The sequence below is a fragment of the Diplocloster modestus genome, from assembly GCF_019042245.1.
Classification (GTDB): domain Bacteria; phylum Bacillota; class Clostridia; order Lachnospirales; family Lachnospiraceae; genus Diplocloster; species Diplocloster modestus.
In genome coordinates this window covers 57,384-80,884 of sequence record NZ_JAHQCX010000001.1, presented here as the reverse complement: position 1 = coordinate 80,884, position 23,501 = coordinate 57,384, and the positions used below count along the sequence as shown (strand labels likewise).

The 23,501-nt window shown below is 50.1% G+C and carries 26 protein-coding genes and 1 pseudogene; 2 read left to right on the top strand and 25 right to left on the bottom strand.

Annotation, left to right across the window (positions count from 1 at the left end; translation table 11 throughout):
• Positions 1 to 3: 3 nt before the first annotated feature.
• The 13 genes and pseudogenes from KTH90_RS00485 to KTH90_RS00425 form a co-directional block, all read right to left on the bottom strand.
• Positions 4 to 1,974 carry a C40 family peptidase gene (locus KTH90_RS00485; RefSeq protein WP_238726056.1) on the bottom strand — a complete coding sequence of 657 codons (1,971 nt, stop codon included), beginning with the start codon at positions 1,972 to 1,974 and terminating at the stop codon, positions 4 to 6.
• Positions 1,971 to 2,927, bottom strand: coding sequence for a DNA-methyltransferase (locus tag KTH90_RS00480; RefSeq protein WP_238726055.1), 957 nt, complete (start codon positions 2,925 to 2,927; stop codon positions 1,971 to 1,973). The genes KTH90_RS00485 and KTH90_RS00480 overlap by 4 nt, the downstream gene beginning before the upstream one ends.
• On the bottom strand, positions 2,924 to 5,320 hold the full coding sequence (locus KTH90_RS00475; RefSeq protein ID WP_238726054.1) for a VirB4-like conjugal transfer ATPase, CD1110 family: 2,397 nt from the start codon (positions 5,318 to 5,320) through the stop codon (positions 2,924 to 2,926). The genes KTH90_RS00480 and KTH90_RS00475 overlap by 4 nt, the downstream gene beginning before the upstream one ends.
• Entirely contained in the window at positions 5,280 to 5,672 is a 393-nt protein-coding gene (locus KTH90_RS00470) for a PrgI family protein (RefSeq protein WP_103228167.1), read from the bottom strand. Before KTH90_RS00470 ends, KTH90_RS00475 begins: the two co-directional genes overlap by 41 nt.
• 1 nt (position 5,673) lies before the next feature.
• Positions 5,674 to 6,222 (bottom strand): MT-A70 family methyltransferase, encoded by a 549-nt coding sequence (locus KTH90_RS00465; protein ID WP_238726053.1) that lies wholly within the window; start codon positions 6,220 to 6,222, stop codon positions 5,674 to 5,676.
• A 10-nt stretch (positions 6,223 to 6,232) separates the two neighbouring features.
• Entirely contained in the window at positions 6,233 to 7,084 is an 852-nt protein-coding gene (locus KTH90_RS00460) for a VirB6/TrbL-like conjugal transfer protein, CD1112 family (RefSeq protein WP_238726216.1), read from the bottom strand.
• Positions 7,085 to 7,166: 82 nt separating this feature from the next.
• Positions 7,167 to 7,382 carry a Maff2 family mobile element protein gene (locus KTH90_RS00455; RefSeq protein ID WP_238726052.1) on the bottom strand — a complete coding sequence of 72 codons (216 nt, stop codon included), beginning with the start codon at positions 7,380 to 7,382 and terminating at the stop codon, positions 7,167 to 7,169.
• A gap of 150 nt (positions 7,383 to 7,532) precedes the next feature.
• Positions 7,533 to 8,384, bottom strand: a pseudogene (locus KTH90_RS00450) (VirD4-like conjugal transfer protein, CD1115 family); the annotation flags it as partial.
• A gap of 94 nt (positions 8,385 to 8,478) precedes the next feature.
• Entirely contained in the window at positions 8,479 to 8,850 is a 372-nt protein-coding gene (locus KTH90_RS00445; RefSeq protein WP_330655766.1) for a hypothetical protein, read from the bottom strand.
• Positions 8,851 to 8,922: 72 nt separating this feature from the next.
• Positions 8,923 to 9,117 (bottom strand): transposon-encoded TnpW family protein, encoded by a 195-nt coding sequence (locus KTH90_RS00440; protein ID WP_238726051.1) that lies wholly within the window; start codon positions 9,115 to 9,117, stop codon positions 8,923 to 8,925.
• A 43-nt stretch (positions 9,118 to 9,160) separates the two neighbouring features.
• Positions 9,161 to 10,024: an ATP-binding protein gene (locus KTH90_RS00435; RefSeq protein ID WP_238726050.1), complete on the bottom strand. Its 864-nt coding sequence runs from the start codon at positions 10,022 to 10,024 to the stop codon at positions 9,161 to 9,163.
• A complete protein-coding gene (locus KTH90_RS00430; protein WP_238726049.1) occupies positions 10,021 to 10,770 on the bottom strand; it encodes a phage replisome organizer N-terminal domain-containing protein in 750 nt (249 codons plus the stop codon). The genes KTH90_RS00435 and KTH90_RS00430 overlap by 4 nt, the downstream gene beginning before the upstream one ends.
• Positions 10,771 to 10,883: 113 nt before the next feature.
• Positions 10,884 to 11,282, bottom strand: a complete 399-nt coding sequence (locus KTH90_RS00425) for a cysteine-rich VLP domain-containing protein (protein ID WP_209290181.1) — start codon at positions 11,280 to 11,282, stop codon at positions 10,884 to 10,886.
• Between the two features lie 126 nt (positions 11,283 to 11,408).
• On the opposite strand from KTH90_RS00425, the gene KTH90_RS00420 reads away from it, so the two are divergent.
• On the top strand, positions 11,409 to 11,687 hold the full coding sequence (locus tag KTH90_RS00420; protein WP_055175432.1) for a type II toxin-antitoxin system RelB/DinJ family antitoxin: 279 nt from the start codon (positions 11,409 to 11,411) through the stop codon (positions 11,685 to 11,687).
• Positions 11,684 to 11,974: a type II toxin-antitoxin system YafQ family toxin gene (locus KTH90_RS00415; RefSeq protein WP_003509355.1), complete on the top strand. Its 291-nt coding sequence runs from the start codon at positions 11,684 to 11,686 to the stop codon at positions 11,972 to 11,974. The genes KTH90_RS00420 and KTH90_RS00415 overlap by 4 nt, the downstream gene beginning before the upstream one ends.
• Positions 11,975 to 12,080: 106 nt before the next feature.
• Here KTH90_RS00415 and mobQ read toward each other — a convergent pair whose 3' ends face one another.
• The 12 genes from mobQ to KTH90_RS00355 form a co-directional block, all read right to left on the bottom strand.
• Complete coding sequence (mobQ, locus tag KTH90_RS00410) at positions 12,081 to 13,526, bottom strand: MobQ family relaxase (protein ID WP_238726048.1); 1,446 nt, start codon at positions 13,524 to 13,526, stop codon at positions 12,081 to 12,083.
• A gap of 186 nt (positions 13,527 to 13,712) precedes the next feature.
• Positions 13,713 to 14,003, bottom strand: a complete 291-nt coding sequence (locus KTH90_RS00405; RefSeq protein ID WP_238726047.1) for a DUF3847 domain-containing protein — start codon at positions 14,001 to 14,003, stop codon at positions 13,713 to 13,715.
• A 28-nt stretch (positions 14,004 to 14,031) separates the two neighbouring features.
• Positions 14,032 to 14,493 carry an RNA polymerase sigma factor gene (locus tag KTH90_RS00400; protein WP_238726046.1) on the bottom strand — a complete coding sequence of 154 codons (462 nt, stop codon included), beginning with the start codon at positions 14,491 to 14,493 and terminating at the stop codon, positions 14,032 to 14,034.
• A gap of 10 nt (positions 14,494 to 14,503) precedes the next feature.
• Complete coding sequence (locus KTH90_RS00395) at positions 14,504 to 14,956, bottom strand: RNA polymerase subunit sigma-24 (protein WP_238726045.1); 453 nt, start codon at positions 14,954 to 14,956, stop codon at positions 14,504 to 14,506.
• Positions 14,957 to 15,059: 103 nt separating this feature from the next.
• Positions 15,060 to 15,473, bottom strand: a complete 414-nt coding sequence (locus KTH90_RS00390; RefSeq protein WP_238726044.1) for an RNA polymerase sigma factor — start codon at positions 15,471 to 15,473, stop codon at positions 15,060 to 15,062.
• A gap of 477 nt (positions 15,474 to 15,950) precedes the next feature.
• The gene (locus tag KTH90_RS00385) at positions 15,951 to 16,334 is read right to left on the bottom strand and encodes a metal-dependent transcriptional regulator (protein ID WP_238726043.1); all 384 of its coding nucleotides are present in this window, start codon (positions 16,332 to 16,334) and stop codon (positions 15,951 to 15,953) included.
• Positions 16,334 to 18,073, bottom strand: coding sequence for an ABC transporter ATP-binding protein (locus KTH90_RS00380; protein ID WP_238726042.1), 1,740 nt, complete (start codon positions 18,071 to 18,073; stop codon positions 16,334 to 16,336). Before KTH90_RS00380 ends, KTH90_RS00385 begins: the two co-directional genes overlap by 1 nt.
• Complete coding sequence (locus KTH90_RS00375; RefSeq protein ID WP_238726041.1) at positions 18,070 to 19,809, bottom strand: ABC transporter ATP-binding protein; 1,740 nt, start codon at positions 19,807 to 19,809, stop codon at positions 18,070 to 18,072. Before KTH90_RS00375 ends, KTH90_RS00380 begins: the two co-directional genes overlap by 4 nt.
• Complete coding sequence (locus tag KTH90_RS00370) at positions 19,802 to 20,464, bottom strand: hypothetical protein (RefSeq protein WP_059004508.1); 663 nt, start codon at positions 20,462 to 20,464, stop codon at positions 19,802 to 19,804. The genes KTH90_RS00375 and KTH90_RS00370 overlap by 8 nt, the downstream gene beginning before the upstream one ends.
• Positions 20,445 to 21,938, bottom strand: coding sequence for an ABC transporter ATP-binding protein (locus tag KTH90_RS00365; RefSeq protein ID WP_050004279.1), 1,494 nt, complete (start codon positions 21,936 to 21,938; stop codon positions 20,445 to 20,447). Before KTH90_RS00365 ends, KTH90_RS00370 begins: the two co-directional genes overlap by 20 nt.
• Positions 21,938 to 22,678 carry an energy-coupling factor transporter transmembrane component T gene (locus KTH90_RS00360; protein ID WP_050004278.1) on the bottom strand — a complete coding sequence of 247 codons (741 nt, stop codon included), beginning with the start codon at positions 22,676 to 22,678 and terminating at the stop codon, positions 21,938 to 21,940. Before KTH90_RS00360 ends, KTH90_RS00365 begins: the two co-directional genes overlap by 1 nt.
• A complete protein-coding gene (locus tag KTH90_RS00355; RefSeq protein WP_015533385.1) occupies positions 22,678 to 23,283 on the bottom strand; it encodes an MptD family putative ECF transporter S component in 606 nt (201 codons plus the stop codon). The genes KTH90_RS00360 and KTH90_RS00355 overlap by 1 nt, the downstream gene beginning before the upstream one ends.
• Positions 23,284 to 23,501: the final 218 nt, after the last annotated feature.

Genomic DNA, 23,501 nt, shown 5'->3' with positions numbered 1-23,501 from the left:
CTTTTAGTTGTAATGTAACCGCCCGTAGGCGTAAAAGTGGGATTGCCAATAGCTGGTGTCCAGTCTTGAATACTGGATAGGGTCGCCACAATGCAGCATGACGGGGCTTCCGTCCCCGTCCTCGCCCACATAAATCCCCACATGGGAAACGCCGGGGGTATCGTATGTACCCGTAAAGAAAACCAAATCCCCCGGCTGCGGGTTGGAAACGCGGGTTGAAATGTTGTAAAGCCCTTGCGCCCCAAGTCTGCCCGTATTGTATAGGCCGCTGTTCGTCAACACATAACTCACAAATCCGCTGCAATCAAAAGAGGTTTCCGGGGTGCTGCCGCCCCACACATAGGGAAAACCGACGTATTTATCCGCTTCCTCCATGAGCCGCGCAAACTTTTCATCGGAATTGAGCAGCGCGGCGGGGACTTCGTAATCTGCGGGCGGGTTTTCATAGTATTTAGACACATAGCCGGATTGCGGGAACAAATCGGGTCTGTTTCCCAGCGACGACATATACATAGCGTACATGGATAGCTGTTCTTCGCCCATGATGTAGACGGGAACATGGGAGAGGTTGAAGTTTTCCAAATCCACATGAAGAATATAATAGTTGTAGGGTACTTCAACCTCATATTCGTTGCCCTCGCTGTCCGTCCGCGTTTCGGTGCGGTAGCGTACCTCGACTTCCTCCGTAACGGTCAAGATATACTGTTTCTCAAAGAGCATTTCAAGGGTGCTTTGCGCTTCGTCAAGGGTAAACACGCCCTCATGCCACGCGGAAAGGATAGAAATTAGCACATAGGGGTCATGCTCGATCTCGTCCGCGTTTACCCGGTATTCGTCGTAGCCGGGGTATTCGCTTTCGATATTGTCCAGCATATCTTGTAACTCGGCTTCCATAGCGGCATACGCGCTTTCCGCGCCCGTAATATCCGCGTCCTCGGAGAGATAGGACGACGCAATCAAGCCGCTGCCGCTGTTGCCGCCAAAGAGGGAGCAAGAGGACAGCCCGCCAAAAAGCAGCAGCACGATAAAGGCAATCCCGCCCACAATCAAGCAGCCTTTCCAGTGCCGGACAACAAAGAACGTCGCCCGTTTGGTTTCCTGCGCGGTTTTCTTCGCCGCCTTTGCGGTGGCTTCGGCGGTCTTTTTCACTTTGCCGCCCGCTTTCAGCGTCTTTGCATACTGCTTTTTAATGCGCTGCTTCTGCCAAAAGCGGGAAATGGGGTTTGAGTGCGCAAGCGCGGGGTTATCGTGCAGCGCCTTTTGATAGAGAAAATCGGCGTTTGCCTTTACCGCTTTTTTCTCCGCTGCCGCCGCTGCCCGGTAGGGTTTCAGCTTATGGCTGCGTATGCCGCCCTTAACTGCCCGTGTCGCCATGCCGCCCGCTTTCTCTCCGGCAAGTTCTACCCGGTGCCCGCTTTCCACACCGACGTTTTCTTTCTCTACCTCGTAGATTTTCCCGTGTACGGTACTGTTTAACTCCTGCGCCGGACGGGATAAGGGGTTATGCCGCAACTTGCCGTTTGGGGGCTTATCGGTCTTTTCAAAGGAAAGGCGCGTCTTTGCCTTGCCTTTCGCTTCGTCAAAAACGCGCTCTTTCTTGATTTTGGTCTGCTTGGGGATAGCTGCCCGCGCCGCATCTAAACGGCCTGCCGCCTTGTCCGATTTCTTAATTGCCTTTTGAAGTTCCGGCGTTGCCCGTTCCGCTTCGGAAAACTGCAAGCGGGAAGTATGGTTTTTTAGCTGCGCCGCGTCAAGGGCTTTTTTCTCCGCGCCTTTTGCCGCGTGTCGTTCAACCTCTGCGCCGATATGCTGCACAACCTTTTCCGCTGCCGCCCCTGCGGGGGCTGAATAGTTTTCCTCCTGCGGCCTTTCGCTGATACTGGACGTTTCGCCCGTCGTAAGGTTTTCTGCAACCGCACCGTCGCGGGTCATTTTCTGCGTTACCTTGTCGGGGGCTTTCAGTTCCTTGCTCAATCTTCATCACCTCCAATCCGCTGTTTTGCAAGTTCGCAATAGTTGGGGTTTAACTCAATGCCGATATAGCGGCGATCAAGGTTTTTTGCCGCCGCTGCGGTGGTTCCGCTGCCTAAAAACGGGTCAAGGACAATCCCGCCCACGGGACACCCCGCCAAAATGCACGTTTCCGCAAGTTTGGGCGGGTATGCCGCGAAATGCCCGCCGCGATAAGCAACGTTGCTGATCTGCCAAACGTTGCGGCGGCTGCGGACGGGAGAAATCAACTCGTCGGCGTATGCGCCCTTTTCGCGGGGGCGGTTGATTTTCTGCGGTTGGTTTTGCCCCGGAACAGTAACGCTATACTTGTTTCCTTTGCCAACTCCGCTTTTCAGCCGCCCCGCCGTTGCGGGGGCTATCGGCTCGGCTACTGCTTGCCAATCGTAGTAATACTTCTTTGACTTGGTAAGCAGAAAGACATATTCATAGCAGCGGGTCGGCCTGTCCCGCGTGCTTTCCGGCATGGGGTTTGTTTTGTGCCAAATAATAGAACTGCGCAAATACCAACCGTCGCCCCGCAAGGCAAGGGCTACAAGCCACGGAATACCGATTAAATCTTTGGGCTTGCAGCCGGGGGCGCGGTGGTTAAACGCCACTTGCTGCCCGTTCCTGCCTTTGGGGTATTTGGGGTCTTGGTGGTCGGCTTTGCTGCCTGTGCCGCAATAAGTGTCCGCGATATTCAGCCAACAAGTCCCCTCCGGCGTAAGCACTCGCTTTACCTCATGGAATACCGCCGTAATGCGGGAAACATATTCTTCCGGCGTTGCTTCCCGTCCGATCTGCCCGTCTGCGCCGTAGTCCCGCAAGGCATAGTAGGGCGGGGACGTTACGCAACAATCAACTGCGTTTTCCGGCAAGGTTTGAAGCACCTGCAAGCTGTCGCCGCAATAGATTTTGTCCGTTTCTATCCTCATGCCGACACCTCGCCGGGTTTGGTCGTCATGACGCGGTACAGTTCCGTATCCTGCGGGAAACGGTCAATAAACGGCAAAATCACGTTGCCATAGAAGATAAGCCCCTCGCCCGCGTCGGAATGGGTTACATAGGTCATTTGCTGCTGCGAAATGTTAAGCTGCTTTGCAAGGATTTCCCGGTCGCCCTGCGCTTGGTTGAGCATATACACAAAATCGCTGTTTTCAAAAACGTTTGAAACTTCTCTGCTCGTCAAAAGGTCTTTGACGTTCTGCGTGATACCTGTCGGAATACCGCCCCATTTGCGAAAACGCTTCCAAATCTCAACGCTGTACGCTGCGGTCTGTTCCTCTTTGAGCAGCAAATGAAACTCGTCGATGTAGTACCGCGTCGCCTTGCCCTCGCTGCGGTTGAGCGTTACGCGGTTCCACACCTGGTCTTGGATAATGAGCATACCGACTTTTTTAAGCTGGGTGCCGAGTTCCTTAATGTCAAAACAGACAAGGCGGTTGTGAATGTCAACGTTTGTGCGGTGGTTAAACACATTCAAGCTGCCGTTTACATAGAGTTCCAATGCCGACGCGATACGCTGCGCTTCCTTTTCCGGCTGCTTCTTGATTTCATTGTAGAGGTCGCCCAAAATCGGCATATTCTCCGGCTTCGGGTCTGCAAGGTAGCTGCGGTACACGCTGATAACGGCGCGGTCAATCAAGGTCTTTTCAACCGCTTCCAGCCCATTTTTGCCGCCCATAATGAGTTCGCAAAAGGAAAGGATAAAATCGCTCTTTAAGGCTATGGGCGTGTCGCCCTCGCTGTAATTGAGGTTTATGTCCATCGGGTTAATGTACTGCGTGCTATTCTGCGAAACCTTGATAACCTGTCCTTTCAGCCGTTCCACAAGGGGGTAATACTCCGCTTCCGGGTCGCAAATGATAATATCATCTGCGGTAATGAGAAAAGCGTTGGTGATCTCGCGCTTTGCCGAAAAACTCTTGCCGCTGCCCGGTGTGCCGAGGATAAGGCCGTTTGGGTTTTTCAGCCGTTTTCTGTCGCACAGAATCATATTGTTGGAAAGGGCGTTTAAGCCGTAATACAACGCTTCGCCGCTTTGGAACAGCTCTTGCACCGTAAAGGGGACGAAAATAGCGGTGCTGGAAGTCGTCAAGCCCCGCTGGATTTGGATTAGGTTTTCGCCCAACGGGATAGAGGACATAAGCCCCTGTTCCTGCCGATAGTCAAGGCGGGTGAGCATACAGTTGTATTTCTGCGCGATACTTGCGGCACTGAATACATCGTTGTCCAATTTCTGCTTTGTGTCTGCCATATTCAAAACTAACAGCGTAAGCAAAAACATTCGCTCGTTCCGGCTTTGCAAATCCCGCAAAAGGTTTTTCGCTTCGCCGCCGTAGGTGGCAAGGTCGGACGGGATTATATCCATATCGTAGCCGCTGCGGATTGCCTTTTTCTGTTCCTCGATTTTCATGCGGTCAAGGTCGGTGATTTTCCGCTTGATGGTCTTGATCGCTTCGTTGTGGTCGATACTCTGAATGTGCAGATTGACGACAATCCCGTTTTCCGCTTCCATGAAGTCGGCAAGCATACGGTCTGAAAGTTCCGGCGCGGCAATCTGCAAAAAGGAAACCGCGCCAAACTTCCCGCCCATCTGAAACATTCGCCCGTCGCCAAAACGGAAAGAGGACGGGGCAATAAAGTCTTTGACGGAAAGGCCGCTTGCGGGTAGCCATTCCCACGCAAAGTTGAAGCGTTCCCCGTCCGGGTGGAAAAGCCCATGCAGCACTTCAAGCCGCTGCTTCCCGTCCAGTACCCGCGCCGCCGCGCCGATCACCTTAAAATGATTGAGCGTGTCCGTTTCGATACGGGCAAGCCGCGCCCGCGCCGATTTAATATCTTTTGCTTCAATGGTAAAGGTGAGAAACTTGGTCTTGATAAGCCCGTTGTTGCCGCGTTCAAGCTGCGTTTGCAGCATTTCGGTGTACTCGGCTCTGATACTATCAAAGTCGTCATTTTGCGGGGCAATCGTGATACTGCTCTTGAAATCCTCCTTGTTCGCATGGCGGCTGATTAAGGAAAGCTGCACGCCAATCGAAGCGTCAAAAGAGTTATACATATCGCAAAGGGCTTCAAAAATGGCGGTCTTATCGTCCGGCTGTGCAAGCTGATAGTTAATATCCTCAAACTCAATGCACTTGGAATACCGCCCGTTTGCAAGGCGGCAAATCCCGTCCTTATACATTCGCTCAAACGGTATGCTGTCCTGCGCCGTATGGGGCTTCCCGTCGCCCTTTGCCTGCCGGATAAGCGCGTCGATCTGTTTCTTTTCCTGCCGCGTAAGTTTACGCTTTTCGTTTTGGGTCTTTCCCTTTTCCTTTGACAATCGCCCGTACCTCCTTATCTAATCGCTCCTGCCGCGCAAGGGCAGTATAAAAATTGTTGGTCTGATAAGGTCGCTCTTTGGGGCGAAGAAACTTCACTTCCACAAATTGCCGTATAATCACTTCCAGCGGTTGCCCGTTCTTCTCGTACATAGCGAGTAGGAACATAGGCAGCATGGCAAGCACCATGCACAAAGCCGCCGTTGTCGTTCCCGCGCTGTCCTTTGTCAAAAAGAATAGCGGTAGCCCGATAGCCACCGCCGCGCTGAAACAAATTAACTGTCGTTTGGTAAGGTTGAACATTACCTTGCTTTTGATTTTGGTTAAATCCTTTGGGACGGTTACATATGCCATTTCAAACCTCCTTTCCGGCAAACCGTATGTCGCTTGCAATTTCATTTCCCCACACGTCCCAACCGGGGGTATGCTGTCTTGCAAACAGTTCAATGCGCGGGAGATCGCCCATAAGGGCAAGTATCTTTTCCCGCGTTATATCCGGCTTCTTGCTGTGCTGCTCGACGGGGGAAATGATAAATTGATGTACCTTGTTTGATTGCCGCTTCGGGTGTCCTTTGGTAGCAAGCAAGCAGATTTCCGCATTTCCTCGCGTCCAAAAGCCCAAGCCATAAAACCAAGTGGGCGATTTCCGATTTTGCTTTAACCATACAAAGGCAACGGATTTATAAGTAAAGCCCCAAGCCTTGATTAACTGCAACGCTTCTTTAAGCTGCGGGAACGTCGCCCATAGGAATAAAATGCAGTCCTTGTCCGCAATTTCCTTGATAGGTAAAGCGCATAGTTCCTCAATGCTCATAGTAGGATAGTGCTTTTCCGCTGCTCCCTGTACTTTGCTTCGTTCATACCGCCACGGGGGATCTGCGTAAATGATTTTATATTTTTTCATTCCCGCCCCCTTAATGCGCCGAAAAGACGCTCTTTGCAAGGCTTCCCGTCTTGAACAGGGTAAAGCACAAGAGGACGGTATAGCCCATGCAAGACCAGATCGCGCCGGATATATCGTCGGTTGCTGCGATTGTCTGTATCAAAACCGCATAAATGCCGACGCACACAAGGATTAAAAACGCTTGGAAACCGAGGGCAAGTAAGGATTTCAGATAGTTCTGTCCCATGCCGCCCCATTCGTGATTTACCATTGTCGCAACGGGGATAGGGGCGATACTCGTTACAAGGTATATTTCAATCATGCGCCCATACACCACCAGCATAATGCAGATAGAGAGGGCTTTCATGGTAAGCCCTACAAAAAGGGATTGAAACCATAGCCCCAAAAGTCCGCCGACGCTCATAGCGTCCAGCTTTGTTTCTATATCGGTGATAACGGTTGCAATATCTATGCTTGTGTCGGATATGATAACGCCCGCGCTGTCGTTGACGACGCTTTGCGTAATATCGAAAACGCCCATGACGATGTTCCAAGTATTTGTTACCAGCAGCACCGCGACAAAGGTTTTGAAAATCCACTTGAAGAAAATCCAAGTGTCGAGATCGTGCAGATTGTTTTTCTCAATTACAAGCTGGATTAGTTCGTAGCACATGACAAAGGTAATGATAACGCCCGCAATCGGCACAATGACGTTTTCCGAAAGGCTGCGTATCATATTGAATATGCCCGCGTTCCACCCGGCGGGGGTCGTGCCGACTTGCGACGCGATTTCGCCAACCTCTGTATTTACGCTGTCAAACAGCCCGGAAAGGTTTGATAAAATCCCGTCTGTCAATATGCCCCGGAACCAATCTTCAATCATCTGCCATATCAAAAGCTAATCCCTCCTTTCCCGCGCCCTCCCGTTTCCGAGAGGGCGCGGCGGGTAGTGTTAGTTTGCGGCATTATCCAAACAGGCCGGAGAGCAGCGGTACAAGGGTCATACCGATCAGGGCAACGCCGCCGCCCGCCATAAGCTGTTTCATGCCCTGGGATTTTGCACCTGGGTTGTCGTTGCCGTAGCCCTCCATGAGGTTAATGCCGCCCCAAATGCCAAGTCCTGCGCCAAGCGCGATTACCAAAGTCTGCAATACGTCAACTGCGCTGTTGAAAAAATCCATAGAAACCTCGCTTTCTGCCGCTAAAACGGCTCAAAAAAATGTTGTTGAAATAAAAATGCCGCCGTTTCGTCGGCGCAAACTTCGTATCAATCGTTTCCGCATAAATGCGAAAACTCTATCACTCCGTTGCGCCTCCTCTCCCCAACGAAACTACGTTTCGTCGGGGTCCCCGAAACTGGCGGCTGCGTCCTCGTCGGACAAATCTATTTCGTATATGTCAAAGGGTTCGTCCGGCTTTACGATTGCCGGACGGGTAGACATATACCGTTCAACGTCAAAAGCGTTTTTCTTGTCGAAGTCGGAAAGGTATTTGTAGTTCGGGTGCTGCGTTATATCGTATTTATCGCTGAAAAAGGGGCGCACGCCGCGTAACTGCAAAATACATTTTCCTCCGTCCATAACTGCGATTTCGTCTTGTGTCATCAACTCCTTTCCCAATTTTTGATAATTGAGGCCGTGGGAAACCTGCGTGCCGCGATTTTCGGAAGTGTTGAAACTGTCGATTGTTTCCCGTCCCAAGTTTTCCGAAATATCCTTTGCATTTTTCCCGCGCCCTCCCAAAAACAAGGTGCTGTCGGCATTGTCAAGTATGATTTCTGCCGCGTCCTTGTAAATGGCTTTTAGCTGGCTCTGCGATTGCAGAATGATAGAAGCCGAGATTTCCCGGCTGCGGATTGTGGCAATCAATTTTTCAAACTGTGGGATTTGTCCAATGTTCGCAAACTCGTCTAACAGGCAGCGAACATGAACAGGCAGCTTGCCGCCGTATTCGTCGTCGGCCTTGTCGCACAAGAGATTAAATAACTGCGATTGCAGCATAGCGATAACAAAATTAAATGTGCTGTCCGTATCGCTCATAATCAAAAACAAAGCTGTTTTTCTATCGCCTAACGTATCAAGTTCTAATTCGTCGTAGGACATGAGATCGCGGAGTTCCTTTATATCAAAGGGGGCAAGCCGCGCACCGCAAGAAATGAGGATTGATTTTGCTGTCTTGCCAGAGACAAATTGTCAAGGACTTTTTAATCAAATTCACAAAAAAGCCACAAAAAAGTGCCAGAAGCAGATTTTAGCTCCTGACACTTTTGCGGATGGGTTATTTGCTCCTGCTTAACAGTTCGTCGCAAAGGTACGCATATTCCGGCAGTTGGCCGATATAGGGTTTCCAGCGCCGCTTAATCTCGGCCAGTTCCAGCGGATCGGCGTCCTCGAAGTCATGGTCGTTTCCGGTCATTCCAAAAACATCCAGTGCTATATCATTCAAGCACTCATAACAAAGGCCAGCAGCGGACTCTATCCAGTTGCCGGTATCAATATAGACTGGGTCGATAGATATTGCCAGCCACACATAGCCGACCTTGTCCGACCAAACCAAATCATAAGCAGTCATTTGTTGGATGTGTTTCTCGAACACTTTACGGACGCGCTCAATCTCATTTTTCTCTTTTTCTGTGTACAGCATTTTCATGTCCTCCTTAGATAAAAGTTTTGGTGCGTACCACCATCAGTTTAGCACAAGGCGGCTTCGTTTATCAGTCTTTCACATCTGCTGAATTTCATTTTTGAGCATACGCTTGATTTTATCGCTCATGGTTTCTGTGCTGGTATTGCTGAAATGGACATGAACCTTGTAGGTTGTCTTGCCGATTTTCTTTACCATCGCTGGCGTGTTTTTCGGCGCTCTGGACGCAGTAGCGGCGTCTGTCACCTGCATAGTACGGGGTTCTTTGTTCATGGCGCTCCTTTCTCCGAACGGGTCTGTGCCGCCCGGTAAAAAATCAATCGTGCTTACTGTTTACAATGTCTTTTGCTGCCTGTCGGGTAGCACCGGCATTTTCTTCCCGGAAATTATTCCCGTCAAAGAGAATCGGCGCACACCGTTCCAGAATACGGTCATAGATACGAGCGTGGGCCAGGTCAGGCGGGTTTTTGAGTTCGGCCAGCTTCAGGTTGGTGGTGATGATCATGGGCCTGCGGCTGCGATAGCGGCTGTCAATGACGAAAAATATCTGCTCCATAGTATATTCGGTACTGCGCTCTACACCCAAATCGTCAATGATAAGCAGGTCATACTCGTCAAAGCTGGCAATAAACTCCGACCTGTCCTCAGAGAACATCCCGGTCAGGCGGTTCAGAATGGTGGGGAAGTTCGTCATCAGCACCGGCACATCCTGGTCAAGCAAAGCGTTGGCAATACATCCGGCGAAGAAAGACTTGCCGGTTCCCACATCTCCAAACAGCAAAAGCCCGATATTGCTCTTATATGCCTCCTTCCAGTTCTCCACATAGGCGCGGGCCTTGTCCATCAATGGGTTTTTGCCGTTGTCGTTGGCAAAGGTGTAGTCATAGAGATAGCGGTCTTGCAAACCCTGTGCCTTTCGGCGTTTGATACGCTCCATGCGGCGCTGCCGTTCTTCAGTAGCCTTGCGCTGCTCCTCAGCCTCCTGCTGGCACTGGCAGATGCAGCGCGGCATAAAGTAGCCGGATTTCCCAAAGCATGGCACAACGGTCTGCCTCTGGCCGCCGCATTTCTTACAGTGAATGAGACCGTCTGACGGATCTATATACTCGTCCTCAGCCAGTTCCGCACCAGCAGCTGCCTTGTCGATGAACGCCCGGATTTCTGCGGTAATCTCCATCATACGGTTTCATCCTCCTTTACGCTGTAATCCCGGTTGCGGGTGGGCGGGGCCACCTTTTTCGCGTCCTCACCGGCCCAGCGCCGGATGGTGGCGGCATGGCTCTGATACCGCTTACCGGTAGAGGCCATGTATTCGGACAGCTTTTCGATGTACTGGCCCCATACAGTGGGAAAACTGGCCTGCAAGTCTGCCAGTTCCTCGTCCGTCAGGAAAACATTCTGGTAACGGCCATAGGTGTGGGAAGGGTGCCCCGTTTCAGGGCGTACCTTCTCTATCTCTCTCTTTATCTCTATCTCTTTCTCTAACTCTATCTCTATCTCTGGTGGACGAATGTCGGACAAATGTCCGCCGTTTGTCCGGGGCGCAGAAAGAGCCTTATTTTGGAGCCTCGCAGCCCGCTTTCGCTCAGCCTCGGTAGAGGACTGGCCGATTAAAAGTTCGATGTTGCTCATGTAGAATGTGCCGCTGTCCAGCACTTCCACAAGGCCCAGCTTCAAAAAGATCTGCAAGGCTCTCTCCACAGTGCCGATCTGCTGGCGGGTAATGGTGGCGATCATCTGCGCCGTGTAAGGAATGTCCTCGTCAAGTTGAAGCCGTCCGCCATGTTTCAGCGATTTCAGATACAGCTTGAGCAGAATGTTGGAATACAGCACACCATCCTGCATACTTTCCAGCAGCACGATGGAATCATCGTCAAAATAGTTTTCTTTGAGTTTCAGGTAATAATATTTTCGGTTGTCTGACATAGGGTTCCTCCTTGGGGTTTCTCTTGGGATTCTGTACGCATTTTAAGGCCGTTTTAGTGGTCGGAAGATAAATCTATCAGCCTGCCTTTGACACCCTCGAAAAAAGCCTTGATTTACAAGGGTTTTTCAGCCCCTAAAGCGTGACATTTCTCCCGTTGTTTCCGCTTGCGCTTTGCGGCATTGATCCGCTTCATGCGTGCGGCACATTCCGGGCAGTATTTGGCCCGGTTGGAACCGGGGGTAAACAGCGCCCCACATACGGCGCATTTCTTCGCATTCATCCGGTGGAACAGCGCCGTTTCCAGTTCCTTATCCTGCGGCAATACCGCCGCCCGAAACCACCTGCACAACAGGGAGTAGGAAATAGACTGGACACAGACACATTCCTCTCCATCGTCCAGAGCGATACAGTTTCCGTCGATGTAGTTGCAGCACTCATGCACCAGCCTCCGCGCTCTGCGGTACTGGCGGTAATCCATGACGGGGATAGATTCAGACTTATTGTTCTTCATAAATGATTTCTTTCATAGTGTAGCTAACCTCCTCGAATGAATTTATTGTTAAATATTCGTGCAAAGTATTGTTTTCTTCGTGCAAATGGCATATACTATAATTGCCAGCAGAAAGGGGTTGATCGTATGGCTGGAAATACCACAAACATCAGTATCCGCATGGACGCAGATTTGAAAGCGCAAGCGGACGCACTGTTTACTGAACTTGGCATGAACCTGACTACGGCGTTCAACATCTTCGTGCGCCAGTCGCTTCGTGAGGGCGGCATTCCCTTTGAGGTGAAGCTGGAACAGCCCAACAAGGAAACGATTGCTGCCATGCTGGAAGCGGAAAGGATTGCAAAAGACCCGTCTGTAAAGGGATACAATGACCTTGACGAGTTGTTTGCCGACCTGAAAAAATGAGGAAAACAAAGTACACCGTCAAGTACACGACCGCTTTCAAAAAGGACTACAAGCGGGCAATCAAGCGCGGCCTGAAAATCGAATTGCTGGAACAGGTCGTGGCTCTGCTGTCGATGGGCGAACCGCTGCCGGATAAAAACCGCGATCACGATTTGTCCGGCGATTGGGTGGGCCATCGGGAATGTCACATTCTCCCGGACTGGCTGCTCATTTACCGTATCGAGGATGATGTGCTGGTGCTGACGCTTGCCCGCACCGGGTCGCACAGCGACTTGTTCGGCAAATAAACCATCTGCCGCCGTATGGGGAAACCTGTACGGCGGTTTTTCTGTGTGCAAAAGGGTGTCGTGAAACGCGACGCACCTGAAAGGGGTCGGCAAAGCGCCGTACCCTTTACCGCTCCGGCCCCCGGTTGCGGGGCTTGTCCCGTTCCTGCCGGGTCAGTTGGTCGGCGGCCTTGCGGAGCCGTTCCACAGTTTTCAGTTCCTCCCGCATGGCTTTCATGTCGATGGTGTCCACCTGCTTCTGGGCGGTCAGCAGGTCGATCTCGCGCTGCCATGCCTTGGGGGTGATTTCCTCGCCGCTGTCCTTTAGTTCCTTCAGATACCGGGCCGCCGCGTCATAGAGGATCAGTTCCCGGCTGTGGCGCTGCTCGAACAGTTCCCGCTTCTCCGGCTTTACCCTGGCAAGCTGCTTGTGGACAGTCTTATACTCGTTGTACTGCGCCCACATCTCCCCGCGCTCGGTGAGGACAGCGATCCGGCGCTCAGCCTTGACGATCTCTCGCCGCAGGTCATAGTAACGGGTGTTCATATCTGCGATTTTTTCATGGAGCTGCTGCATGGATTGGATGCCGTTTGCCTGCAAAAAGCTGAACAGGGCGGCGCTCTCCTGTAAAGCCCGGATTTTGCCGGTGCGGGTGTCGGGCCGCTTGAGCTGCTGCTGGGCCTCCCACAAGTCAATCATGCTGGGCTGCTGGCCCTCCGGCTTCTCGGCCTCGGCCTTCGACCAGTTGTAGAGGCGGGTAATGCGGGCCTTGATTTCTTTCAGCAGCTTGTTGTCGGCGGCGATCTGCCGGTTTACTTCGCCCTTGTCGGTGCGGATGCCGCGCTTTTCCATTTGGCTGGCGGCTGGCCCCAGATGGACAGAGGGGATTTTATCAATGCCCCGGCGCTTGTAGCTGCGGTGGTCTACCAGGGCGGGATGACCGGCGGCCTCCAATGCCCGGTTGGTGCAGGCCGCCCATGCCGCCCGCCAAATCTCCACATTCCCTTTGTCGTTCCAGTCGGTGGTGTCCTCCCGGTGGTTCTTCCAGCCGCCTTTCCCGTCCGGGATGCGTTGGCCGTTCTCGTCCAGATCGTATGCCTTGCGGCACTTTGCGCCCCACTGTCCATTTTCTTTCAGAGGCCGGAGCGTCAGCATGATATGGACATGAGGGTTGCCGATTCCCTTGTCATGGATAGCAAAGTCAGCACACATTCCTTTGTCTACAAAGTTGTCCTTCACATAGGCGCGCACAAGGGCAAGCTGCTGTTCACCGGACAGTTCACGGGGCAGAGCTGCCTCGATCTCACGGGCAAGCTGGCTGTCCCTTGCCTTCTCGATTTGCTCCACGCTGTTCCAGAGGATCGAACGGTCTGCAAATTCCGGCGGGGCGTAGGCAGGCAGCATGATCTCCGCATGAACAATGCCGCCTTTCCGGGTGTAGTCGTGGGTCATTCCATCCCATTCATTTGTCAGCTTGGTTCCGCTGCGGTAGGCGGCTGCGGCAACGGCAGAACGGCCTGCGCTGCGCTTGATGATACTGACGGGGATATGACAGAAATCTATGGGGAACACCTCCTTTCAGTGAGGGGATAACAGGCTCTGTGGAGCCGGACAAACGCAAAGCGGGTGTCTGGCTGCGCAGAGCGCACAAGGGGTTTGGGGAGCGTAGCTTCCCATCGCGGACGAAGTACGCAACGCTCCCGGCAGGGCGCACAGCACCGGCAACGGTGTATAAGTGCGCCCTTGTAAACAAGGGACTTATGGCGTGTCCCCGGATTTTGGCAGGTTTGCAGTCAATTCCGCAGCCCCCGGAAGATGGGACAGGGTAATCAAAAATGCTTTAACCTCTGCGCCGGAAAGGTCGGGAGCCAACGGGAAAATCCCCTCCAAAATAGCTCCGCGCTCAATCAGGCGGCGGGTACGAACCCTGCGTTCTTCGTTCCGCTGCTTGTTCTCCAAAATCTTCTTTCGGTTTTCAAGCTGCCGAATCTCCTTCAGGACTTTCTCCCGTTCTTCTTTTTGGGGGTGGGCTGTAATTTTTTCGTTCATGTCAGGCACCTCTTTTCTTTGGAAATACTCATAGATTGACCGTCCATTTCTGTCGAGCAAAGTACCGGCGCAGCCTCCGCAGTGCGGCATGGATGGATTTTCCCGCCTGCGATGGTGTGATACCCTCCATTGCGGCAATATCTTTCACTTTCATACCCAGCATATAGCGGGCATGGACACGGCGAGCCTGCATAGGCGGCAGGGAAGAAATGGCTTCGTACAATCGCCGTATCAATTCTTCGTATTCGGCTAATTCTTCTTTTTCTATCAGGTAGTCCTCCGGCGCTGGCTGCGCCCAGCCGATGGCGGCATTTTCGATTCCATCGTTACAATCGAGGGAATAAAACGCCTTATACCGGAACATCTTGCGATCTCTGGCGGCCTCGGCTCTCTTGTCCAGAAGAAACGCTTCGACGATCTCATCGGACACCTCCACAAAAATGTCCTCTTTGCAAAATGGATAATATTGTTTGAGATTGATGGTCTGCATAGGCACGCCCTCACTCTGTTTGAAAAAGGTCATCATAGCAGCGGCGCATATTCCGCAGCCCCCGGTGGATGGCAACGCTGACCTTACTGCTATGGATACCCTCTCTCCGGGCGATTTCCGGCTGCTTGATACCGGCGATGTAGTAGGCGTGAACACGGCGGGCCTGTGTCGGAGTGGCATGAGCCAGAGCCGCAGGCAGAGCTGCAATCAGGTGCAGGCGGGTGGTCATTTCTTCTCGTTCCAGCAAAATATCTTCCGGCGATCTGCTGTGTTCCAGTGCGTAATTTTCCAGCCAGCTGTATGCGTCCAGAGAGTAGTAGGCGCGCTGGTAGACCTTCCGGCGCTCATAGTTGTTCATCTCGCGCTGGGCCTGCCGCATGACCTCCCAAACCTCATCGCTGACCTCCACAAACTCGTCATGCCGGTAGTGGGGATAAATCCACCGCAGATTGATTGTTTTCATAGGCTTACCTCCTGAAAATGGGAGAGGCGGACAGCTCGTCCGCTGTCCGCCCCTCGCTGAGATAAGGGAAATGATCCCTTTCACTTGGTAGCCAGAAAACAGGTCATTCGTTAAGCCTGTTCTCAAAGAAATTTATAAATTTTTTTCTGACCGCCTCCACACTTTGATACACAGCCACTTTGGAGCAGCCGCACAGCACACCGATCTCTGCAAGGCTCAGCTCGTCAAGCGCATAGAGCAGGAACCGGCGGCGCTGGGCCTCGGTACAGGTGTCCAGAACAGCCATCAGCTCATGCAGCGTTTCCATGCGGCAAAGGTATTCCTCCGGCGTTTCGCCGTAGACCCCTACACCCTCGGTGGTAATGATGTACTCGTCAAACTCCCGGCCATCCCAATGCCGCCGCTGTTCATGGAACAGGTTCTCCGTTTTGTGATCGGCCCGGTCAAGAAATTCATAGACTTCCAGCGTAACCTCCACGGCTACAGCTTGTCCGTTATAATTGATGGTAACTTCCATCTGCCTTTCCTCCATTCAGATTTTTTGGGTAAATCTGAATGAGGCGGCGGGGCGCGGCACTGGGGCCAGGGTTCGGGCCATGCTGGCCCGATGTTCCGGCTCCATAGGGACAAAAAAGCGCCCGGACAGCAAAAAGCTATTCGAGCGCAAAAACTCCAATATTCACTTACAGAATGACAATTTTCGCACCGGCTACCAGACGGGGCCTGTTCGTTGACTGGGCTTTTTTTGACGGTAGTGAAATATCGTCTGAATTTGTCGGCGGTCAATGTGCTTCATGGCGGTTCCCTCCTAAAGCCGCCGTGTCAGCGTGTAGTCGTCACTCCTTTGTTGAGGGCATAAGGAACGGCGGCCTTGATGTTACTCAAAACCGCCGCAGTACCCGGAAAATCCATTATGGGCGCACGAAGCTGCCTGCCCTGCAACGGTTTTTTTCTTTCCCCGTCTTGCGGGGCAGGATCGCTTGTCTTATTTGGTTTAGGTTTGTTCCTGTTCGGCTGCCTCTTTCAGCCGTGAAAAGCTCTCATCGCTGATGATGTGTTCAATCCGGCAGGCGTCAGCCTCCGCAGTCCTGGGGTCAACGCCTGCGGCGATAAGCTGCTCGGTAAAGAAGCAGTGACGCTCGTAGATTTTTTCGGCTACCTCGCGGCCCACATCGGTCAGATGGAGAAAGTGATCTTCGTCCATAGTGAGAAAGCCGCCGTCCCGCAAGATAGCCACTGCATGGCACACGCTGGGCTTTGACACCTCCATGTGCCGGGCCACATCTACGGAGCGTACCATACCGCGTTTCTTTTGGAGAACAAGGATGGTTTCCAGGTAGTCCTCCCCAGGCGTATGAAGTTTGTTCTTGCTGCTCATTATGCCAGCTTCCAGTTTTTAATGGATTTTTCTTTTTCCCACATAGTTTGATAAAGTGGCACGGTCTGTAATAGTTCTTCATGTTTCCCACAGCCCTGCAATATGCCGTCAGATAGGACTAGTATCTGATCTGCATTTTGGATATAGGACAAAGTGTGTGATACAAGGAACACCGTCTTTCCCTTAATCATTTCTTCTATGCCCTTTTGTATTGCTACGGCATTTTCAGCATCCAGACTGGAAAGCGCCTCATCTAAAAGAATGATCGGGGAATCTTTCAAAATTGCCCTCGCAATAGCGACGCGCTGACGCTCACCACCGGAAAGGCTTGCGCCGCCCTCGCTGATAACCGTTTGATAGCCCTGCGGGAGCTTTTCTATAAATTCGTGACAGTGAGCTTTTTTTGCCGCCTCTATCACCTGCTCGTCCGTTGCACTCTGGTTTCCCATTCGGATATTATTCATCATGGTATCCTGAAAAAGATATACTTCCTGAAAAACGACACTCACATGACGCACCAGATCACTATGCTTTAATGTTGCCGCATCTTTCCCATTCAACAGAATCCGCCCGTTTTTCGGCGTCACGAATCCCGGAATTAAATTAAGGAGAGTGGATTTGCCGCTTCCAGAAGGACCCACCAATGCAGTAATCGTTCCGGGTTTAGCTGAAAAACTTACATGACTAACTGCGTCACGCTTTCCATCATAGCTAAACGATACATTTTCAAACCGTACATCGGCTTGTGTATCTGCAAACTGTGTAGTTCCCTGTTTTTCATTTTCGGTCGGCAGGTTGTTGATTTCTGCTATATTATCCAACGATGCGTTTGCAAGATTCATCATGGCAAAGGAACCCATCAGAGCTTCCAGCGGACGGTAAAAAATAATACCCATGATTGCAAAAAACAAATAGGTTGCCGGGGCTAATGAACCAGAACGAACCATTGCAATGCCAACACCCAAACTCAAAAACAGGCCCAGATTCAGGCAGATTTTATAACCCATGCTCCAATTCGTCAGCGTCGCTTCATAACGGTCAGAAGCCGTGCAATATCCGTTCACCTGCTTCTCCACGAGCTTACCGGATTGCTCCAGCCGGTATGCCTTAATCGTTTCCATGCCCTGTACATATTCCAGCGTGGAATCAATCATTGCCACCTGCGTATTTTTCTTCTGCTCTCCCAGTTGAACCATGCTCTTTTGAAACTGCTGGTAGAGGATATAGCCGGGGATGATCCCCACAAACAGAAGAAGCGCCATATGCCAGTCCACACTAAGCAGCATCAGAGCAAATACAACCGTCATGATCATGCTGGAAACGAAACCGGCAATAATCTCCATGATATTCATTTCCACGAAACTTAAATCAGTTGTAAACAAAGATGTAAGCTGGCTGATCTTGTCTTTTGTAAAGTAGTAGAGCGGAAACTGTTTGATTTTCGCCGCAATCGAAAGACGTTCATCCCGCATCATGGCATAAGATACCGGGCGCTGTTTTGCAATCGTAAAGTAATAAAAAACAAAATGCAGGACAGTATAGATCAGAAACATAAGGCTATACTGCATCAGTTTTTCCCTTGTAAACGAGCCACCCAAAATATCTTTTATCGCAAGGAACAGCATGAAATATATCGCACCCTCACAAATTGAGGTCAACGCCTGAAACAGCCACGCAAGATAAAGCTGCTTTTTGCGCTCGCCTGCAAGGTCTAAGAATTTCCGTATCATAGCAATCATGCGTTTACACCTCCCATTTTCCATTGATCGGATTGCTCAAAGGCCGCCCACATATCCCGATACGGGGAGCAACGGTTTATCAATTCATCATGTGTGCCGCAGTCAATCACTTCGCCCTGTTCCAGAACCACAATCGAATCAGCTTCCTTGATACTGGAAAGACGGTGCGCTATTACGAGTACGGTTTTTCCCTCTGATAATTTAGCTAGCGCCTTTTGCAGTAAATCTTCATTGTCGGCATCAATGTAAGCCGTTGCCTCGTCAAGAATCACGACCGGCGCATTTTTCAGAATCGCCCTTGCCAATGTGATTCTCTGTTTTTCACCGCCGCTCAACTTGGTTTCCTTGTCTATCACTGTGTCATAGCCCTTTGGAAGCCGCATAATAAAGTCGTGACATACGGCATCCTTGGCTGCCTGCATCATTTCTTCCTCCGTGGCCTCTGGGTTTCCCATCATAATGTTATCCCGGATGCTCTTTTTGAACAGGAACGTATTCTGGGTCACAAAGGAAATCTGGGACATCAGATCGGATAGCGGAATCTGGTTCAGCGGTACGCCGCCCATACAAATCTGTCCCTCGGTTATATCCCAAAACCGGCAGATCAGGCTGGCCGCTGTACTTTTGCCGCTGCCGGAAACACCGGCGAGCGCCGTTACTTTTCCGTCAGGAACAGTAAATGAGACATCTTTTAATACCGGCTGTTCTTCCCCATAGGAAAATGTAACGTGTTCAAACGCAATCGTGTGGTCGGCAAGTTCTGCCTTTGAGGTCGTATCCGCCATTTCATCCAGCTTCAGAATTTCGTCTATCTTTTTTGCAACAGAGGCGTTCATGCCGATATAATCAAAGTTATTAGAAACAGTTTCCAACGGAATCAGCATGGCAAGCCCCATAAACAGATACATAATATAGCTGGCCGCTGTCACGCTGCCGGAGAGGTACATCAAACCGGCAAGCGGAAACAGGAACACAAGGTTGCTGTTTAAGTCGGTATGATTGAAAGCAACATATTTCAAGCAGCTTTGGAACCACTCTGTTACAACGGTGCTGTAAGTGCGGATGCTTTCTGACAGGCGGCCATAAGTGGATTCGTCGGCAGCAAATATCTTCAGTTCTTTCATACCGTTGACATATTCCACCGTCTTAACGCTGACATCGGCAAACGCCTGATTAAATTCGTCCATTTTTTTCATCTGAACGATAATCATAAGAATACCGACAAGAATAAACAGAACGACCGGAATCAGCATGATACCGGCTACCCTGATGTCCAATATCACCAGCAGGATTTCCATACACAGCGGTACAGCGAGGCCGGAAATAATCTCTGGAATGTTATGGGCGTAAAATGTCTCCAACTGTTCCATATTGTCCATAATGATCGTTTTGACCTGCCCGGATGCCGTTGTTTTCACATAGCCCATTGGTAAGCGGGCAATTTTACGGAACAGCTTTTTACGGGTTTCCCCCAATGTCTGGTAGGCTACCTTGTGAGAGATTTTTGTGCCGGTTCCAAACAGCAGATGTTTCAAAATGATTGCTGCGGCAATCAGGCACACATATTGAAAAAGGTTCTCTGTCCGTTCATCCAGGAAACAGGTCACAATACCCCAAACGCCTAAATAGGGCAGGATGCCGCACAAAACAGACAGGACGCAACAGATCACCGCACCAATCAGGCGGCGCTTATTTCTCTTATCAATTAGTCCAAACAGGGCTTTTACATCACTCATTACAATTCATCTCCTCCTTGCGGAATAGTGAAATTCCAAAATCTGTCCGATACTCCATTTTGCCAACCAGGTATAGCAATAGTTCCATGACTTTAATACGCATAAGGTAATTGCGGTACTGTTCCGGCAGCAAGAGCAGTTCGGTAAAAATATGCTCCACACTTTTTGTTGCGGGTGCTATAAAGCATCCGCCCGCTGTAAAAAGTCCTTGAAAATCCATGTCCTCGTCAAACGCGATTGTCCCCAGCATGATATTCAGGCTGTTTATGATCTGCGGCAGATAAGCCACCACTGAAACACCAACAAAAGGTTCTTCTCCAAAATCACAGCTTTTCAGGTGGCTTGCACCATTGAAAACAGAAATATAATGGTCGCTCATAATCATCTCCGGCTGGTCGCTGAACAGCATATTCACTCGCCCATGAAAGCAATAGGTGACTTCAATAAAACGATCTATACATTGGATATTTTTTTGAATTGGAGTTGTGATATGAACATTGCTATAAACAATTTCAGCACCAGGCATCACTTCAAAGCTCTGCATGGTGCCTTTCCCAAATTTGGGAGAAATTGTATATATCTTTGAATCCTTTTCAACGGAACAGTTACCAATCAGCTCATGGAAGAACAGGAGGTCATTTTCCATTCTCCTCAAGGTTCTGCCTCCTTTCTGACCGCAAGAAAAAATCATGTAGTCGATGCAGATTGTCGGGGGAAAGTGGGTAATCTTCCTGCTGTTTTCCGTTATCTAAATGAATCACTCTTGTACAGGCTGCCGCTAAAAATTCGTAATCATGGGTTACAACAAAAATTACCTTTCCCATTTTGGAAAGCGTTTGAAATAACCCCGCAACCTGAATCATGCTGTCATAATCAAGTCCGCTAGTTGGTTCATCAAAAATTAAAACATCCTTACGGCATACCATACTGACCGCCACGGCTGCACGCTGCTTCTGCCCCCCGGAAAGTGTATTGGGATGATGAGTACGGTACTCATAAATACCCAGCCGTTCCATTGCCTGTTTTGCTGCATCCAGATCAGGATGCTTAATTCCAAATACACATTCCTTTTCCAATGTATCGGCAAATAACTGATAGCTTACGTCCTGCATCACCATATAGGAGCGTTTTAACCGGCTCTTTGCGTTCAGTTCTTTACCATCCCAAAGAATTTGTCCCGTACAGTTTGTGTGCAGGCCGCATAGTGTTCTGGAAAATGTAGATTTCCCGGCTCCGTTATGGCCGATAATTCCTATGATTTCTCCCGGTGCCGCACTCAAATTCAAATCGTCCAGAACCAGTTTTTTCTTATAGAACAAGGATAAGTTCCTGACTTCCAAAATCGGCTTTTGAGAATTTTCAGCAAAGGCCCTTGGCTGTACCTTTGACAAATCTAAAGCGCGAAGTCCCATACTATGCCGCTGTTCTTCAGGAATAGAAAGAAACTGGCTTGGAGAAAACACAGCAGATATAGCCCCGTTTTCCATATACGCAATGCGGTCAACTAATTCCCTCAGATAATAAATCCTATGTTCTGCAATTAGAATGGTCTTGCCTTGTTTCTTTAGGAGTTCAAGTGTACGCCGCAAATCCTCAATAGCATCCATATCCAGATTGGACGATGGTTCATCTAACAAGTAAATACTCGGAGACATAGCATAGATGGACGCAAACGCCACCTTTTGTTTTTCACCGCCAGACAATTCAAATATGCTTCTCCCCGTCAGATGTGCTATATCTAAATCCGCAACTGTCTTTGAAATGCGTTCTTTCATTTTTTCCCTTGGATAAGTCAGATTTTCCATTCCAAAGGAGATTTCACTGTCTGTATCTACATTAAAAAATTGAGAGCGTGGATTTTGGAATACAGACCCCACATACTCGGACACTTCATATATGGGATAATCCTGTATATTTTTACCGTCAACATAGGTTGTTCCGGTGACTTCTCCCGGATAAAAGTATGGAATCAGGCCATTCACAAGACGGGTCAATGTGGTTTTCCCACAGCCGCTTCGCCCACACAACAGCACACACTCGCCTTTGTTGATTGTCAAATCAACATCGCGCAGTCCGCCATTTTGTAATGATTCCTGATAGGTAAAAGAAACCTTGTCAAAACGGATCATTAGCCTGCACCCCCTTTCAATTTCAGCCAGATTGACACTGACATAAACAAAGTGAACAGGATAAAGCATACGGCATCCGCAACACTAAAGTGGATTTCCTGCAAGCAGGTTCGGGGCTTCGGATTTTCCAGCCCCCTTGTAACAGCCGCCGCCGACAATTCATCCGCCACTTTCAGTGCTGACATCATCATCGGAACATAGATACATTCCACTGTTCGGGCCGGATGGGTCAGCAGACTTTTGACGGTTGGAGCTACATCGCGCATCCGCATGGCGTCGCTGATATAGCCCCAATCCTCATGCACCATAGGAAAATAGCGGAGCATGACCGTCAGAGGAATAACCATTGCTTTTGGCATATGAATACGGTTCATGGCCGCCATAAATTCATTTACCCTTGTCGTGCTGACTAAAATACCTCCGAGCATGGCACAAGGAAAGATTTTACGGATAAATACGGTAAATGTTACAATCGCAATCTGCAAAGTCCCTGTCAAATAATTTGTTCCAATGATATGCAGAACAACCATTCCCGCATAGACAGCAGCCATTCTTACCGTAAACCGCTTTGCTCCTACAAGGATGCCGAGAATCACAACGCATACAACCAGCGCAATCTCATAGAGTAAAGAGGGCGCAAGGAACAACGCAACATTTCCGACGATCAACAGATATAGTTTTGTGCGAGGGTCTAAATGTAATGTGGCAAGTGTGTCTTTTGTTTGCAGTTGCATCTCCATTACACTACTCCGGCCTTTTCAAAATGCTTTTTCAATAGTTTCTGGCCTACAAGACCGCTGATAGCAGCACAGATCAACACGCCGATAATCATTGCCGGGAGCATCCAGTTTTGCGCGGTTGAAACCATTGTGTCCATATAGGTCTGTTCTGTTCCCTTTTCTACCAAATATTGCACATAGGCGTCGCGGTCAAACCAAAGCATACCGTAGGAGAAAACTGGGCTGAGAACAAAAATCATGTAGGACAACAGGTTACGCCCTTTGTTTCTAAAGTTCCCGGAACCGGCCAGCAGATCGGCCACAACGCCGAGAATACAATATGCCAAACACATAGACCAGTACATACCGAGTACGAACAGTACACCTCCTACCAAAATACCGGTGACAATGATTGGGCCATGCTTCGGCACCTTCGCCAGTATCAGCATATAAACCGGGCCGCACAGCAGCGCAATAGACAGCGGGCAAAGGAAAGTCAGTACAGGGAAGAACCCAAAGATAGCCTCGCCAATCATGGCGCATACCATGTACAAAGCAGCAAGGATGCCGGTGGTAATCAAATCACGCACAGACAGCCCTTTTTTCATTTGTTGTGAATTAGACATTTTCAACGTCCTCCTATTTATTATTTGCTGGCAGAAGCCTCATTGACCTACGCACAAAATCGTGATAGAATTGCTGTGATTAGAGTCAGCTAACCAGCCAGTAATGTCATTCTACTCAGTGATTTTTTGGGTGTCAAATCCGGCAAAAAAGGTCAAAACAGGAGTTAAAAGTGGAAAAACAACCGGATATATCAGTGCTTTTTGTGGTTTTGCTGACA

Coding starts and splice junctions, on each gene's coding strand:
- KTH90_RS00480 (WP_238726055.1), bottom strand. CDS start 2,927: ATGAGGATAGAAACGGACAAAATCTATTGCGGCGACAGCTTGCAGGTG.
- KTH90_RS00470 (WP_103228167.1), bottom strand. CDS start 5,672: ATGGCATATGTAACCGTCCCAAAGGATTTAACCAAAATCAAAAGCAAG.
- KTH90_RS00465 (WP_238726053.1), bottom strand. CDS start 6,222: ATGAAAAAATATAAAATCATTTACGCAGATCCCCCGTGGCGGTATGAA.
- KTH90_RS00460 (WP_238726216.1), bottom strand. CDS start 7,084: ATGATTGAAGATTGGTTCCGGGGCATATTGACAGACGGGATTTTATCA.
- KTH90_RS00455 (WP_238726052.1), bottom strand. CDS start 7,382: ATGGATTTTTTCAACAGCGCAGTTGACGTATTGCAGACTTTGGTAATC.
- KTH90_RS00445 (WP_330655766.1), bottom strand. CDS start 8,850: ATGAAAATGCTGTACACAGAAAAAGAGAAAAATGAGATTGAGCGCGTC.
- KTH90_RS00440 (WP_238726051.1), bottom strand. CDS start 9,117: ATGAACAAAGAACCCCGTACTATGCAGGTGACAGACGCCGCTACTGCG.
- KTH90_RS00435 (WP_238726050.1), bottom strand. CDS start 10,024: ATGATGGAGATTACCGCAGAAATCCGGGCGTTCATCGACAAGGCAGCT.
- KTH90_RS00430 (WP_238726049.1), bottom strand. CDS start 10,770: ATGTCAGACAACCGAAAATATTATTACCTGAAACTCAAAGAAAACTAT.
- KTH90_RS00425 (WP_209290181.1), bottom strand. CDS start 11,282: ATGAAGAACAATAAGTCTGAATCTATCCCCGTCATGGATTACCGCCAG.
- KTH90_RS00420 (WP_055175432.1), top strand. CDS start 11,409: ATGGCTGGAAATACCACAAACATCAGTATCCGCATGGACGCAGATTTG.
- KTH90_RS00415 (WP_003509355.1), top strand. CDS start 11,684: ATGAGGAAAACAAAGTACACCGTCAAGTACACGACCGCTTTCAAAAAG.
- KTH90_RS00405 (WP_238726047.1), bottom strand. CDS start 14,003: ATGAACGAAAAAATTACAGCCCACCCCCAAAAAGAAGAACGGGAGAAA.
- KTH90_RS00400 (WP_238726046.1), bottom strand. CDS start 14,493: ATGCAGACCATCAATCTCAAACAATATTATCCATTTTGCAAAGAGGAC.
- KTH90_RS00395 (WP_238726045.1), bottom strand. CDS start 14,956: ATGAAAACAATCAATCTGCGGTGGATTTATCCCCACTACCGGCATGAC.
- KTH90_RS00390 (WP_238726044.1), bottom strand. CDS start 15,473: ATGGAAGTTACCATCAATTATAACGGACAAGCTGTAGCCGTGGAGGTT.
- KTH90_RS00385 (WP_238726043.1), bottom strand. CDS start 16,334: ATGAGCAGCAAGAACAAACTTCATACGCCTGGGGAGGACTACCTGGAA.
- KTH90_RS00380 (WP_238726042.1), bottom strand. CDS start 18,073: ATGATTGCTATGATACGGAAATTCTTAGACCTTGCAGGCGAGCGCAAA.
- KTH90_RS00375 (WP_238726041.1), bottom strand. CDS start 19,809: ATGAGTGATGTAAAAGCCCTGTTTGGACTAATTGATAAGAGAAATAAG.
- KTH90_RS00365 (WP_050004279.1), bottom strand. CDS start 21,938: ATGATCCGTTTTGACAAGGTTTCTTTTACCTATCAGGAATCATTACAA.
- KTH90_RS00360 (WP_050004278.1), bottom strand. CDS start 22,678: ATGGAGATGCAACTGCAAACAAAAGACACACTTGCCACATTACATTTA.
- KTH90_RS00355 (WP_015533385.1), bottom strand. CDS start 23,283: ATGTCTAATTCACAACAAATGAAAAAAGGGCTGTCTGTGCGTGATTTG.